Raw genomic sequence first — 13,109 nt, forward strand, 5'->3', positions numbered from 1 at the left:
TTATTAGGGGTTATGGCGGGAGTTATGAAATCACCTCATTAAACCTCTACACGGGCAAGGTTTCTGCAATCAGCACAGTTATTACACAGCTTTCTTTTGTAGAAGGCTTCGAGTAAATTTACAAAAATTATGCCTTTATATAATCCCGCTTCAGTTACCATTACGCCTTCGACGAGCGGCACTGCAACCCCTACAAGTGTTGCTGCTAGTACTACTTCGGTTTCTCTTCTAGCTGCAAACTCTGCGAGAAAAGGGACAACTATTTGGAATAATTCAACTGCTAATTTATATGTTGAATTGGGCGCAACTGTTAGCACATCCGCTTTCACTGCTAGGGTTGGGGCTGGGGGATATTATGAGGTTCCCTTTACTTACACTGGTGCGATTAGCGGTATCTGGGATGCGGCTAATGGAAGTGCGTTAGTGCGAGAGTTTACATAATGCCTTTGTTTAATGATAATGCGCCTCTAATTATTCCACCTCATCCGGGGTTTGTTTCGGGCAAGTATTATGCATCTTCAATTCATGCTAGCGTTTCGGTACTTTCGTATTCTACGGCGTACGTTTACTATACATATTTTTACGTTCCCTACCAGCAAAATTTTACAAGAGTAGCTATTTATTCAAATAGTACTTTTAGTAGTCCTGAAAATATGCGCTTTGGGGTCTACGAAGTAGTGTCTGGGATGCCTTCAACGTTAGTTGCGGATTTGGGTAGTATTTCTTTTATTAATCCTGGGGCAAAAGAAATTATTTGTTCTATTACTTTAACTGCGGGTTGGTATGCAATTGCAATTGCTTTTAATCCTAGTAGTATAACTCTTTCTAGCCCAACTTTATATTTGAACTACATGTTAGGCGCAAGTGGCGTTTTGACAAATTTTAGCGGGTATCGAGCACCTTTTGTTTATGGTTCTTTTCCTTCCACCGCTGTGCTGACAAATATTACAGAAACCAATTCTCCTCTTGTCTGGTTGAAAGCTTCATAAAGAAATGAAAGATTCTATCCAAATTTTTCTTGGAATTGCAGCGTTGATCGGTATTGCCTACCGAGTCTTTCAAGTTGAAAAAGCAATTTATGATAATATCAAAGCTTTAAAAGAATTACTTGTTAACCAAATTTCGGAAACTGAACGCGATTTTGCCATACATGCAGCACTTTATCAAGAGCGAACCAAACACGTTGATTATCTTTTGCATGGCTTAGAAGAGAAGATAGATCATAAATTTAATCGACTTTTTGAAGAGTTTAAAGAAATGAAAGCCGAACAGAAGTACAAGCGAAAAGCTGATGAAAACTGATATGTTATCAAAATTGAGTGTTCGCTCTTTTATCGTAATTATTTTAGTGATTGGCGCCTTTGTACTTGCAATCGCAGACCATAACTTCCGCCCTACCTTTGGAGACTTGGCTAAAGTTGGTGTCGGCGGGTATTTGGCGCAACTACTGCCTGAGGCTAATAAGCGTGGGGATTCCTAATAATTCACAGCCGGCGTCAAAATATTCCACACCCGAAGTAGAAATACGCTCAATCCATTGCTATGCTACCTCTAGAGCATTGAGTAAACAGAATAATGTTAAAAGTCTTGGCGATCGCGTGGCGGCACATTTAACGTCACAAAAAAGCTCCTAGGAAACTCCAGAAACTTATCTAGTTCAAACAGCGTCTAAATTGACGTAAATCATATTTGCACTTATAAAGCTGCTTTTCATTCGTCAGCTTTGCCCAACCCCCCTTCTTCAAAGCTATATGCTTATATAGTTTTGATAAATCGCTTTTCTCTCTAGAAAACATATAACTTTACAAAACTTAAAAATTCTCACCAAGTGAGGAAAATAGCTAAAAGACATTGATTTCCGGCGATAGCAAACAAAAAGCAGAAACAGCAATCCGGAAAATACTGCATAACTTGAGTGATTCCAGACCTAAATAACAGAGGAAGTCGAAATGGCAACTTCGAGTAAATAATCACGCTCGATGTCCACCAAAGACATCATTCAATCAGGGGCAACTGCCAGTTAAAAATTTGAGTGGAATAAATGGGGGTTGTGATGCAAACTTTAAAACAGGGTTTCGAGGAGCGCAATCTCGCTATGGCTTCAGAAGCAGAAAAACTGACGCTATATTGGCGGCAACGTTTGGCAGCAGAGTGTCCAGAACAAAGCGAAGCAAACAGAGAAAGTATTATTTTTTGGCTTTTGGGAAGTAACTCAAAACGCTTTGACTTACTTAATCCTAAAGAGTTAGATATCGCCAAACAAGCGATGGAATATCGCTATCGGATTTTATGCCAGCGCTACTTGGGAATGGCAAGAGAGCGTGCTTATCGCAATTTAATCACTCGGCTAGGGAGTTTAGTGACATTACGCAATAAAATCCAAACTTGGATTTCTCTGAGTCGCGATCGCCAACGCAGCGTCGTGGACGTATTGCAAGAAGTACTCCAAGAATTACTGCAAAGCGATAACTACATGCAGCAGCAAATGGCTTGCATCGCGGAGTTTACAACCGATTCCAGATTACAGAATTCTTTGCTGTTTGCCAGCATGGAAGAATATTGCCTGCGACCAGTACGCAATCAACCGTTATTAGCTTACCGTTTCGTAAATTACTTGCGTCGTACCCAGCGTGGTGGTTTAACCCAAGTGCCCGGTAGCGATTTAATTAGACTAGTTTCCGAAGAAATTCTCACAGACGACAACGAAAACCGCGTTAACTTAGCCGATAATCAGGCGATCGCCGAATATCTTGAAGCACAACAACTAGAAGAACAGCAAGTACTGCGTCACGCAGTACTGCAAGAATTTGAAACTTATCTCCAAGAAAATCTAGGGCAAGACGCAGTGCAGTGGTTGCGACTGTATCTGCAAGGCAAATCCCAAGACGAAATTGCCAAAAAAATGAGTAAGCCAATTAAGGAAATTTACCGTTTACGCGAGAAAATTAGCTACCATGCCGTGCGTGTCTTTGCTGTCAAAGGCAAACCGGAACTAGTAGATAACTGGCTAGAAATTTCCCTAGACGAACACAATTTGGGATTAACACAAAAGCAATGGCAGCAATTACAGTCAAAATTGACTTTAATTGAGCGGCAGCTATTGTCACTGCGAAAAGCAGGCAAATCCATTGAAGAAATCGCTCAACACTTAAAACTCAAAACCCATCAGGTAATGGGCGAATGGAGTAAAATCTATCTCGCGGCTCAAAATTTAAGAACTCAGGAGTAACCAAATATTCGCGCTTTGAGGACACCTTGCGTCCCACACACAAAACACGACGACTATCAATTTTGTCCGTTGGATTTGGGATTCACCCCAATCCACAATCCCAAATAAACTTTCTATATATTTGTAGTTAATTTAACTTTTATCACCGGAAAAAGTAAGTTTATTTACTACCAAATAATTTAGAGGCAGAATACGATATAAGGAAACATCAAGCAATCAAACCTATGTTGTCTTCACAGGGCAAACCAAGTGATACCGAAGCAATTGGTAATCAACTGCTAACCGATACTCCAAGCGAGTCACTGCGCGATACTCCTTCTGAGTCGCTGCGCGATACTCCTTCTGAGTCGCTGCGCGATCGCCAGCAAATATTTGAGCTGATAGAGCGTATCCTGTCCTTTGAAGCTTGCTTATATCATCAAATTTTGCCATATACCATAGAAGATAACAAATTGTTACTGGGCATGGTTAATCTAGAAGATACTGCGGCGCTAGATTACGTTGGTAACATTTTGTATTATATGAATTGCACAATGGTGACAGTAGCGATCGCCCCCGACACGCACCGCAACATACTCTCAGCCTACCTCAACTACAAAAATACATCCCAGCCAGCAGCCAACCTTGCTCAAGAACATAGCGCAGCTACCATTGCCGATTCGCTTGCATCAAAGCCAGAGACATCTATTGTTGCCCAGACAAAACCCGACGAAAATTCTTTTCAACAAGCAGATTCTCCTGCTCTGCTGGACCTGGATAACTTGTCTAAAGCGACCATCCTCTTTACCAGCGCAGACAAAAAGACACAGGAAAGTACTTCCGAAGAGCGATCGCCAGAGAATTTACCTGTATTACTCATACCAGTTCCCGATTTATTACTGCCTGTTGAACAGCTAGCAACACTACAACCCAAGAAATTACTAGCAGAATTGCTAGGTCGAGTTCTCGCGGGGGGAATTGGTCGTTTGTATTTGGAAAGACAACCATACGAAGGTAGAATACTCTGGAGTGATAATGGAGTCTTGCAATCCGTCTTAGAAAAACTCCCCCTCTCCGTTTTCCAAGGAGTACTTAATGAATTGAAGCGACTAACAAACATACCTGTAACTACACTTGCAGAAGCAAAACAGGTAGAGAAAGAATGTTTATATCAAGAAAACCGTTTGTTATTACGCTTGCGAGTGATGCCGGGAATGTACGGCGAAGAAGCCACACTACAAGTACTCCGGGGAGCTGCCTTAAAATTCCATCAACAACAACAGTTAGCACGTCTTAGCCGCGATGCTATAGGAATTTCCCAACAACTCAGTCACAAATTGCACGAACTGCAACAACGGCTAGTCTTGAATCGCAACATCAACCCCGGACAATTGAAAGCTTTTACGGCACTGAATCGACTCTTGGATGATTTAGACAATCAAATCAAAATACTCACAGATGCTTGACTACCGATAAACAACAAATAAAAATCTGTCAGTAAAACCGCTGATTCCGCTGTGATACTTATTGTGTTGTAATGGAACCCTAGACCGATCGCCTGAAGAGGTTGCGGTTGAATATCAAGAAAATTTTGATACCGTATTATACTAAAGATTACGGTTTTTAAAACGTATAGTAACAAATCTAATTTTCTGCTCTTAAATCCATTTTTTGCAGATATTTCATGCAGACTGAGATTTTTAGTGAAACTTTCCCCCTAATGAGTACAGCCAATCCACAAACTTTGGAATGGCTGCTCAACGTTGCAATTGACCACGAATACCCAGCAGGACGAGCCGTTTTAATGGAAGATGCTTGGGGGAACGCGGTTTACTTCGTGGTTTCTGGTTGGGTCAAAGTGCGACGCACGCGCAGCGAAGATTCTGTTGCTTTGGCAATTTTAGGACGAGGTGATTTTTTTGGCGAAATGGCAATTTTGGATGAGTCTCCCCGCTCAACCGATGTGGTTGCTCTTTCGCCTGTGAAATTACTGAGTATCTCCAGAGAGCGCTTTATTCAAATATTGTTTAAAGACCCGCAGTTGCATCATAGAATGCTGCAACTGATGGTGCGACGATTGCGGCAAGTTAATTTACGTTTGCAAATGCGGTCTTCACCACCAGCAGTTAAACTCGCTCAAACTCTAGTTAGTTTGGGCGAAAGTTACGGTCAAGAATCAGAAAATGGAAAGGAAATTTTTAATATTCCTTACAAAGATTTAGCAGAAGTTACAGAAATTGGTGTGGAAGAAACGACCAAAATCATGTCCAAGCTTGATGAAAAAGGTTGGATCAAAATTGACAACGCTAATCAGGTAGTTTATCTCGTTAACTTCAAACAATTGATAAATTTGGCTGGCAAAGTTTAATTAGTTATATCATTTGCCGAAAATCATGATAAATATGAATTGGTCGTAGGGGCGGGGTCTCCCCGCCCTTGCCTATATAATTTGTATCAACATTAAACTTAAACGGTATTAGGTAGACGCGCTAGTAGGGTGTGTTAGGACGGATGTCCCTAACGCACCCGAAGCAAAGGAAAGTGAGTAGTTATGAGTTCTGAGTTATGAATTATGAGTTATAAGTTAAATTTAACCCTAAATTCCTCGCTCCTACCTCTTAACTTCTAACTACAGATGAGTCACGCAACAGCACCTCGCACCGACACCCGCATCCAAGAAGCCGTGCCGACAATTCATTATCAGGTGGCAATGCCTCAACCAGAAACACATTTGTTTGAGGTGACTTTGCATTTAGCAAATTACCCATTGCCAATTCTGGATTTAAAACTACCTGTGTGGACTCCAGGTTCTTACTTGGTGAGAGAATACGCCAAACAGTTACAGGATTTTGCCGCTTTTTCGGACGCGGAACCTTTACCTTGGCGGAAAATCAGTAAAAATCACTGGCAAGTAGAGACAAAGAATGTTTCAAAATTAACCGTGAGTTACCGCATTTTTGCGAATGAACTATCAGTGCGGACAAATCATTTAGATGCTACTCACGGCTATTTTAACGGTGCTGCGCTGTTTTTTAGAATCCCCGGTTGGGAAAAGCAATTAATTCGCGTTTCTATCATACCACCACGCCCGGAATGGCAGGTAACTACGGCATTACCCGCAGATGAACAAGCCAATACTTTTCTAGCTAACGATTTTGATACGCTTGTAGACAACCCCTTTGAAATTGGTTGCCATCAGTTATATCACTTTGAGGTATTGGGAAAACCGCACGAACTGGCAATTTGGGGACAAGGTAATTTGCAACCACAACGGATGATTTCTGATATCACGAAAATTATCGAAGTTGAAGCGCAAATGTTTGGCGGTTTGCCTTATGAAAGATATCTGTTTATACTACATTTATTTTCTCAAGCTTACGGTGGTTTGGAGCATAAAAACTGTTGCTCGTTAATTTACCAGCGCTTTGGATTTCGCGCTGAAGATAAATACGATCGCTTTATGCAATTGGTAGCACACGAGTTTTTTCACTTGTGGAATGTCAAGCGCATTCGCCCGAAAGCACTGGAAGTTTTTGATTACGACCAGGAAAATTATACACCGTCTTTATGGTTTTCTGAAGGAACGACGAGTTATTATGATTTGCTGATTCCTTTGCGGGCGGGCATTTACGATGCTCAAACATTTTTAAGCAACTTGAGCAAGGAAATTACTAAGTACGAAAAAACACCTGGACGTCAAGTGCAGCCCCTTTCGGAGTCGAGTTTTGATGCTTGGATTAAACTTTATCGCCAAGATGCCAATAGCGGCAATTCTCAAATTTCCTACTATTTAAAAGGGGAAATGGTATCTTTGTTGCTAGATTTGCTGATTCGTTCCCAGCATAACAATCAGCGCTCTTTTGATGATGTCATGCTGAAAATGTGGCAGCAATTTGGCTCATATGAAATCGGCTTTACTCCCGAACAGTTGCAGTCAGTCATTGAGTCTGTAGCAGAAATGGATTTATCTGATTTCTTTAAGCGCTACATTGATGATACTGAAGATTTGCCTTTCAACGAGTATTTACAACCTTTTGGCTTGGAGTTAATAGCAGAAAACGAAGAAGAACCTTATTTGGGTGTGAAAGCAAGTGCTGAAAACGGAAGAGAGATAATTAAGTTTGTCGAAGCTAGTTCACCTGCACAAATAGCGGGAATTGATGCAGGTGATGAGTTGTTGGCAATTGATAAAATGAAGGTGACAGCAAGTGGGTTAAGCGATCGCTTAAAAGATTATCAACCCAACGACACCATCCAAATTACAGTTTTCCACCAAGATGAACTTCGCACCTACCCTGTAACCTTGACTTCACCACGTCCCACACGGTATCAAGTAAAACCTGTTGCCAATCCTTCGCCAATACAGCAAGAAAACTTAACAGGGTGGTTAGGCGTGTCAGTTTTATAAGGTATAAGGTGAGCCACTGCGGTGAAGCAGCCCCCGTCTTCTCCCGAAGGGAGAGGCTAGCGCCAAGGCGGTTCCCGTCGTTCGCGTAGCGTCTCCGACAGGAGATGGGGGACTGCACCAAGCCGAAGGGTGGACGGGTTTCCACAGCAGTAAGCAAGTGGCGAAGAGCGAAGGGTAAAAGGCAAAAGGTAAGAATATGAATTGAAAATTTTGATTGATGGTTATACTTTGAAAATCCTGGTTGTAGAGACGTTCCGACGGAACGTCTCTACGATAAATTAGGAATTTCAGATTTTAATTCAGCAACGCGGTTCTTTATTATTGCCTTTTCACTTTTACCTTTTAACTTTTCAACACTCCTGGTTCTCGTTGCATGGGCAAAACATCTAAAATATCGGTTTGCGAGCAATATTTCAGGTCTTCATAACAATCAAGACGTAACAATCGCTGACCGTGACTGCAAGCGTGAAAAAGTCCTAATAAGTTATCTTGCCATTGAGAATAAAGAGCGATCGCACTAACTACTTCATCATTACCAGCTAATTCCTCTACAGGCAAGTTGGTTTCTTGTACAACACTGTGAGCGATCGCCCCCGCACAAGCTGTATCCTCTAAAGAAAAACTGCCTTCCCAACCTGAACCAACAATCCAAACTATTTCTGGTTGCTTTTCTATGAGATATCGCACCACCGCAGCCCGATTGATAAAAGCTGCGGTTATGACAGTTGCAGCATCTTGGACTCGTTGTAAGGCGCGAGTGCCATTCGTGGTACTAATAAATAAGCGTCGCCCATGCACTAATTCTGGTGTGCAGTCGAGAGGCGAGTTACCCAGTTCAAAACCAGGAACTTTCCCACCACCGCGTTCTCCAGCTCGCAACCGTTTTTCGGGGAGCCAAGAAGAGCTAACATGCATAAGTTTTTCTAAATCGCTGAAGACTTGGATAGCTTCGCCTCCAGCTGCCAATACAGTCGCCATTGTACTGGTTGCTCGCAATACATCAACTGCGATCGCGCAGTCTGGCGCTTTATCCGCTGGAGTCAATTCCGGAGTGTGGTAAACGAATAGCTTCACGTGCTGGATACACCTAGTCCTATACTACTGCCGCAAATAATATCTTACCCAGATGCTGTCACTAAACAATAGCTTTATGCTAGTGGGTTCTTGATGTCTCAACCCTGAGTATACTCTATGCATGAATCAAAGAAGATTGAAATCTTGCCCGTCTTCAATGGGCAATTTCTCCTATTTGAACGCAGCATTGGAACTGAACGTGTAATCTGAGAATAAGCACAGATGTACGATTATGCAGTACTAAATAAAGACACTCACCATCCACGCATCCAAAACGAATATCTACTGGGAAAGAATCTTTTCACATTTTCCCAATCCACGCATCCCAAATCTAAAATCCAAAATCGACATGGCACCTTTACCTGAATACCGCCCCAAACAACTGTCTTTAGGTCCTCTAGAAGCAGAAATTTTGCATATCATCTGGGAACTGAGTTCAGTTACAGTTAAAGATGTACACGATCGCATTCTTACTGACCCCAACCGCGAATTAGCTTATACTTCCGTGACAACCGTATTGCGTCGCCTTACCGATAAAGGTTGGCTAACCTGCGACAAAAGAGGACGAGCATTTTATTGGCGTCCGTTGATTACCAAACAGCAAGCTGAGGTAATTAAAGCACACGAGCAGTTACAGCGATTTCTCGCGGTGGGTAATCCCGATGTAATTGCAGCTTTTGCAGATAGTTTAGATGAAGCTGCCAGCGAACAAATACAAGCGATCGCCAAACGCATTCAAGCTGCACGCCAAGCCAGGGAGGAACAATAATGCATTTGATCATGATTTTGACTGCTTTAACAGTCGCTTGGTGCTTGAGATCCTCTCAAACTAACTTTCAAGGTAGTTGGAGTGTCCGCTGGAGGCGATCGCTATTTTTATTTGTCTTTCCGCCCTTGTTAATTTTTATGACAGCGATCGCCGTTTTGTGCATGGGACCTCAAGGCAATATGGGCGGGATGTACACCGGCTGGTTTAGTTATGTCTTAACGTTAATTTGTCTTGCAATATTTGACATTTTGTGCATTAAACTTGCCTTCGGTGGTTGGCAATCTGTGAAATCTGTCCGCAACTGTCCCTTAGTTAATCTTGAGGGTAAACAAGTTAGGTTACTCAACACCGAAGCGCTGTTTGCCGGTCAAATCGGTTTTTGGCGATCGGAATTAGTAATTAGCCAAGGACTATTGGAAAATCTCTCACCAGAGCATTTAGAAACCGTCTTCGCACACGAGCAAGGGCATTACCATTACAAAGATACATTCTGGTTTTTTTGGCTGGGTTGGGTGCGTTGCTGCACCGCTTGGTTGCCAAATACAGATGCTTTGTGGCAAGAACTGTTAATTTTGCGCGAATTACGTGCAGATGCTTACGCTGCATCGCGAGTAGATCCGTTATTGCTAGCAGAATCGCTGTTGTTGGTAGTGAGTACAACTCCTGTATCTTCAGAAATTTTCTGTGCTGCATTAGGATGCGATCGCCTAGAACAGAGAATAGAAGCTTTGTTAGCACAACCAGAACCGACTCCAAAACTTAACTTCCAATTTTGGAATGGCTTTTTGTTGGCGTTTTTGCCTTTGGTAACTGTGATATTTCACAATTGACTTGTAGAGACGCGAAATTTCTCGTCTCTACATTTCCTCTTTTCTCAATTAGGAAGCAATTAACATTTGCTGCTCGTAAAAGCGCTTGAGACGCGATAATAACTGATTTTTCCAGCAATTAGCCAAGTCTTCTAGCTCAAGCGTGAATACAGTCGCATCTCCGTAGGGGTGGGCAACAATAATTAGTGCGTGACTGATTTCTAAGTTGTAAAAATCTCTAACTGCCTTTACTTGGGCAGTAACTTGCTCTAGCTTGTTACCGAGAAATGTCAATTCGGATACAGCCTGTGTGCTTGATGTCCACTCAATGACATGAAGTGAGCCATCATATTCGCCCATAAAGTCTAACTTGGCTGCATAGGGCAAAATCCCCCTCCAAGGAACAACCTTTTCTACAAGGTGAACCGCACCGATTTTTTCTAAAACTGGTTGTACGCTACGTCGGTAAGCCTTAACGCGATCGCAGTAATGCGACAAAGGCTCTTTGTTAAAGTGCTGCTCCATCAGTTTATGGAAAGATGCGCCTTCAGTGCGGTTTCTATGGACAATCCACTCTGATTCTCGCTTGTCTAAATTCTGCCTTTGGCTTGGGGCTGCGGTACCCTTTTTAGACCAGGTTGCATTAAACACTGTCCCTATAGCTGGACGAAGTTTTCCGTCAAACTCATCCTCATAGAAACACTGACCATTCACCCAAATGGGACGCTGAAGACAGAACTCCAACTGTTTGTCTTCTTCCGGTTTTTGGGCAAAAGGTATAGATGATTCGTCGAATCTATTTTCTTGATTAGTTTTTGGCATGAGGTTTTGACTCCACTAAACTGCCTTTGACCTAATCAAAACATCCGAATTCAGGGCTTCATTGCTGCGGATCTCATTTTTCTAATTCTTAACACTTCTTAACGAACTTCCGATCTTACCGTTTTGGATCAAAACCTCTCTTTATTTTTTTGGGTGGTTTGGGCAGCTTTTGATGTAGCCCTGTTAGGTGAATCCGAGTTTCGGTGTCGTCAGGAAATTGATATAGAGAAACTAACTGAAGTTCTTTCTCATGGCGAACTGTGTCTCTACCTCGTTCCTGAGCCTTCCTGTATTCCAGCCAAGCGCCGCCCCTTTTATTCCAGCTAGCCTCGACATCAGCAATTTGCATTGCTTCCCCCTCAAGAAAGTAATCTAGGTGTTCAAACCAATCAACTTTGTTGGGATATACGATGCCTTTGCTCAGAGTTTCTTCAAAGTCTTTACGCATCTGATTGGCTTTATTCCACCGTTCCATCAAATCTTGTTTTCCTATAACCTTCGTATGAGGTAAAGGACTTCCCAGTCCGCTTTCCCTCAAATTTCGTCTGCATATAGCAACCTGACACCAAAACCACAGATGTTCGGGTGACGCGAAAAGCTGATGCAATAGGTTAGATGGCTGGTGATGATTGTATACTGCTGTAGCCAGTTGAAGTTGAGCTACGAATAGCTCTGCCCAAGGCTTATAATTTTGAGTAGGCTTCCACCAAATTGGTCTTGGTTCTTTGCATCCTGTCAAGTCGAACAACCATATTTGAATGCTTTGATAGGCGTGTTTAAAACCAAGAATCAAATCTTCTTCGTTTTTGTCTGATGGTATGACAGGCAAGAGGGGATCTGGAAACTCCCCTATCATCCAGATGTATTGTGGTAAGTTGTGTTGTGCAATAAAATTCCAAGCTCGATTCCTTTGTTGCTTATTTTGTTGATGGACTTCCAGCAATCTCTGATACCGCTTTTCATTGCCAGTTTTAGTGGGAAGAAACAAAGGTTCGCTAAGGATGATTTTGAAGACATAAGGTAGCAAACCTCTCAGAAAGTCGGTTGGTTTGGGCAGAAATCGCAGTTGAGAAGGGCTATCAGGAATCCAGATATCTGACATATAAAGGCTTTTACAAAAACAACGGTTATAAAATATTCAATATAACTACTCTGCACACTCAAGCCATGAACATAAATCTTGTAAATTCTTTATTCCAAGTTATCCAGTCTCTCTCTCAAGAAGAAAGAGCGCTGCTCCAAGAGAAAATGAAAAAACAAGAAGACTGGCAGACTCTCCGCAAACAAATCGTGAAACTAGGAGAAGAAATCAATACTTATCGTCAGGAAAAACCATTTTGCCCACCAGTAGATGAAATTATCCACCAATTGCGCGAAGAACGCGATGAGCAAATGAGTGCTTGCTTTCCTGAGTTATTCGTTGGAACAAAGTCTGCAAGAGAAAGACAAGCAAACGTATAAACTGAATTAATTATGAAAAAATAATTTTGTGAAAGTTAGATGACATCAAGGCTAGTTTGTGTTGATGCTAATTTTGTAGTTGGCTTGCTCAGTGGCGGTACTATAGCAGTCCCTTTTATTTATTTGTGGGATCAATGGCAAAATGCAGCATATACACCAGTCGCACCAGCATTGATTTACTATGAGGTCAGCAACGCCTTCCATCGATTATCCCTAGCAGGACAATTATTACCCGAACAGGCAGAGCAATCACTAAATGCAGCTTTGAATCTAAATATTACACTTTATGGTGATGCAGAATTACACCGAGAAGCCTTTACTCTAGCGAGAAGTCTGAGACTCTCAGCAACCTACGATTCTCACTATTTAGCTTTAGCTCAAAGATTAGGATGTGAGTTCTGGACGGCAGATAGGCGGTTGTATAACTCAGTGCAAGCTTCGTTGCCGTGGATACATTTAGTGGGCGTTGCATAATTGAAGTATGAATTCAAGCGATCGTTATGCAATGTCCAAGGTGTGAATCAACTCATATTCGTAAGAATGGTAAAAAGGCAAGTA

16 protein-coding genes are annotated in these 13,109 nt (G+C 42.1%); 13 read left to right on the forward strand and 3 right to left on the reverse strand.

The genetic code is table 11. The features are described 5' to 3' along the window. Window positions 1–129 precede the first annotated feature (129 nt). The 8 genes from PI95_RS32300 to PI95_RS32335 all read left to right on the forward strand — a co-directional run bounded on the left by PI95_RS32300 (window position 130) and on the right by PI95_RS32335 (window position 7,616). Window positions 130–441 (forward strand): hypothetical protein, encoded by a 312-nt coding sequence (locus tag PI95_RS32300; protein WP_163519391.1) that lies wholly within the window; start codon window positions 130–132, stop codon window positions 439–441. Then, entirely contained in the window at window positions 441–989 is a 549-nt protein-coding gene (locus PI95_RS32305) for a hypothetical protein (protein ID WP_039752241.1), read from the forward strand. The genes PI95_RS32300 and PI95_RS32305 overlap by 1 nt, the downstream gene beginning before the upstream one ends. Window positions 990–993: 4 nt before the next feature. Then, window positions 994–1,302, forward strand: coding sequence for a hypothetical protein (locus PI95_RS32310; protein WP_039752242.1), 309 nt, complete (start codon window positions 994–996; stop codon window positions 1,300–1,302). Then, complete coding sequence (locus tag PI95_RS32315) at window positions 1,292–1,480, forward strand: hypothetical protein (RefSeq protein WP_039752243.1); 189 nt, start codon at window positions 1,292–1,294, stop codon at window positions 1,478–1,480. The genes PI95_RS32310 and PI95_RS32315 overlap by 11 nt, the downstream gene beginning before the upstream one ends. Window positions 1,481–2,041: 561 nt before the next feature. Next, a complete protein-coding gene (locus PI95_RS32320; protein WP_039752244.1) occupies window positions 2,042–3,229 on the forward strand; it encodes a HetZ-related protein 2 in 1,188 nt (395 codons plus the stop codon). Window positions 3,230–3,453: 224 nt separating this feature from the next. After that, window positions 3,454–4,674, forward strand: coding sequence for a GspE/PulE/PilB domain-containing protein (locus PI95_RS32325; protein WP_039752247.1), 1,221 nt, complete (start codon window positions 3,454–3,456; stop codon window positions 4,672–4,674). Between the two features lie 218 nt (window positions 4,675–4,892). After that, window positions 4,893–5,576: a Crp/Fnr family transcriptional regulator gene (locus PI95_RS32330; protein ID WP_039752248.1), complete on the forward strand. Its 684-nt coding sequence runs from the start codon at window positions 4,893–4,895 to the stop codon at window positions 5,574–5,576. Window positions 5,577–5,843: 267 nt separating this feature from the next. Beyond that, complete coding sequence (locus PI95_RS32335) at window positions 5,844–7,616, forward strand: M61 family metallopeptidase (RefSeq protein WP_039752250.1); 1,773 nt, start codon at window positions 5,844–5,846, stop codon at window positions 7,614–7,616. A 342-nt stretch (window positions 7,617–7,958) separates the two neighbouring features. Here the strand turns inward: PI95_RS32335 and PI95_RS32340 are convergent, their stop codons facing one another. After that, on the reverse strand, window positions 7,959–8,690 hold the full coding sequence (locus tag PI95_RS32340) for a 2-phosphosulfolactate phosphatase family protein (RefSeq protein WP_039752251.1): 732 nt from the start codon (window positions 8,688–8,690) through the stop codon (window positions 7,959–7,961). Between the two features lie 349 nt (window positions 8,691–9,039). On the opposite strand from PI95_RS32340, the gene PI95_RS32345 reads away from it, so the two are divergent. Further along, entirely contained in the window at window positions 9,040–9,459 is a 420-nt protein-coding gene (locus tag PI95_RS32345) for a BlaI/MecI/CopY family transcriptional regulator (protein ID WP_039752252.1), read from the forward strand. Next, the gene (locus PI95_RS32350; RefSeq protein ID WP_039752253.1) at window positions 9,459–10,289 is read left to right on the forward strand and encodes a M56 family metallopeptidase; all 831 of its coding nucleotides are present in this window, start codon (window positions 9,459–9,461) and stop codon (window positions 10,287–10,289) included. Before PI95_RS32345 ends, PI95_RS32350 begins: the two co-directional genes overlap by 1 nt. Window positions 10,290–10,337: 48 nt before the next feature. On the opposite strand, the gene PI95_RS32355 is transcribed toward PI95_RS32350, so the two are convergent. Both PI95_RS32355 and PI95_RS32360 read right to left on the reverse strand, forming a co-directional pair. Next, a complete protein-coding gene (locus PI95_RS32355; RefSeq protein WP_039752256.1) occupies window positions 10,338–11,090 on the reverse strand; it encodes a hypothetical protein in 753 nt (250 codons plus the stop codon). A 115-nt stretch (window positions 11,091–11,205) separates the two neighbouring features. Further along, window positions 11,206–12,192, reverse strand: a complete 987-nt coding sequence (locus tag PI95_RS32360; RefSeq protein ID WP_039752257.1) for a hypothetical protein — start codon at window positions 12,190–12,192, stop codon at window positions 11,206–11,208. A 65-nt stretch (window positions 12,193–12,257) separates the two neighbouring features. On the opposite strand from PI95_RS32360, the gene PI95_RS32365 reads away from it, so the two are divergent. The 3 genes from PI95_RS32365 to PI95_RS37685 all read left to right on the forward strand — a co-directional run. After that, window positions 12,258–12,551 carry a hypothetical protein gene (locus PI95_RS32365; protein ID WP_052325711.1) on the forward strand — a complete coding sequence of 98 codons (294 nt, stop codon included), beginning with the start codon at window positions 12,258–12,260 and terminating at the stop codon, window positions 12,549–12,551. Between the two features lie 39 nt (window positions 12,552–12,590). Beyond that, window positions 12,591–13,025: a type II toxin-antitoxin system VapC family toxin gene (locus tag PI95_RS32370; RefSeq protein ID WP_039752258.1), complete on the forward strand. Its 435-nt coding sequence runs from the start codon at window positions 12,591–12,593 to the stop codon at window positions 13,023–13,025. Between the two features lie 26 nt (window positions 13,026–13,051). Next, the coding region (locus PI95_RS37685; protein WP_444881584.1) for a transposase-like zinc-binding domain-containing protein at window positions 13,052–13,109 on the forward strand (58 nt) is incomplete at its 3' end.

Source organism: Hassallia byssoidea VB512170 (genome assembly GCF_000817785.2).
Lineage (GTDB): Bacteria > Cyanobacteriota > Cyanobacteriia > Cyanobacteriales > Nostocaceae > Hassallia > Hassallia carrinoi.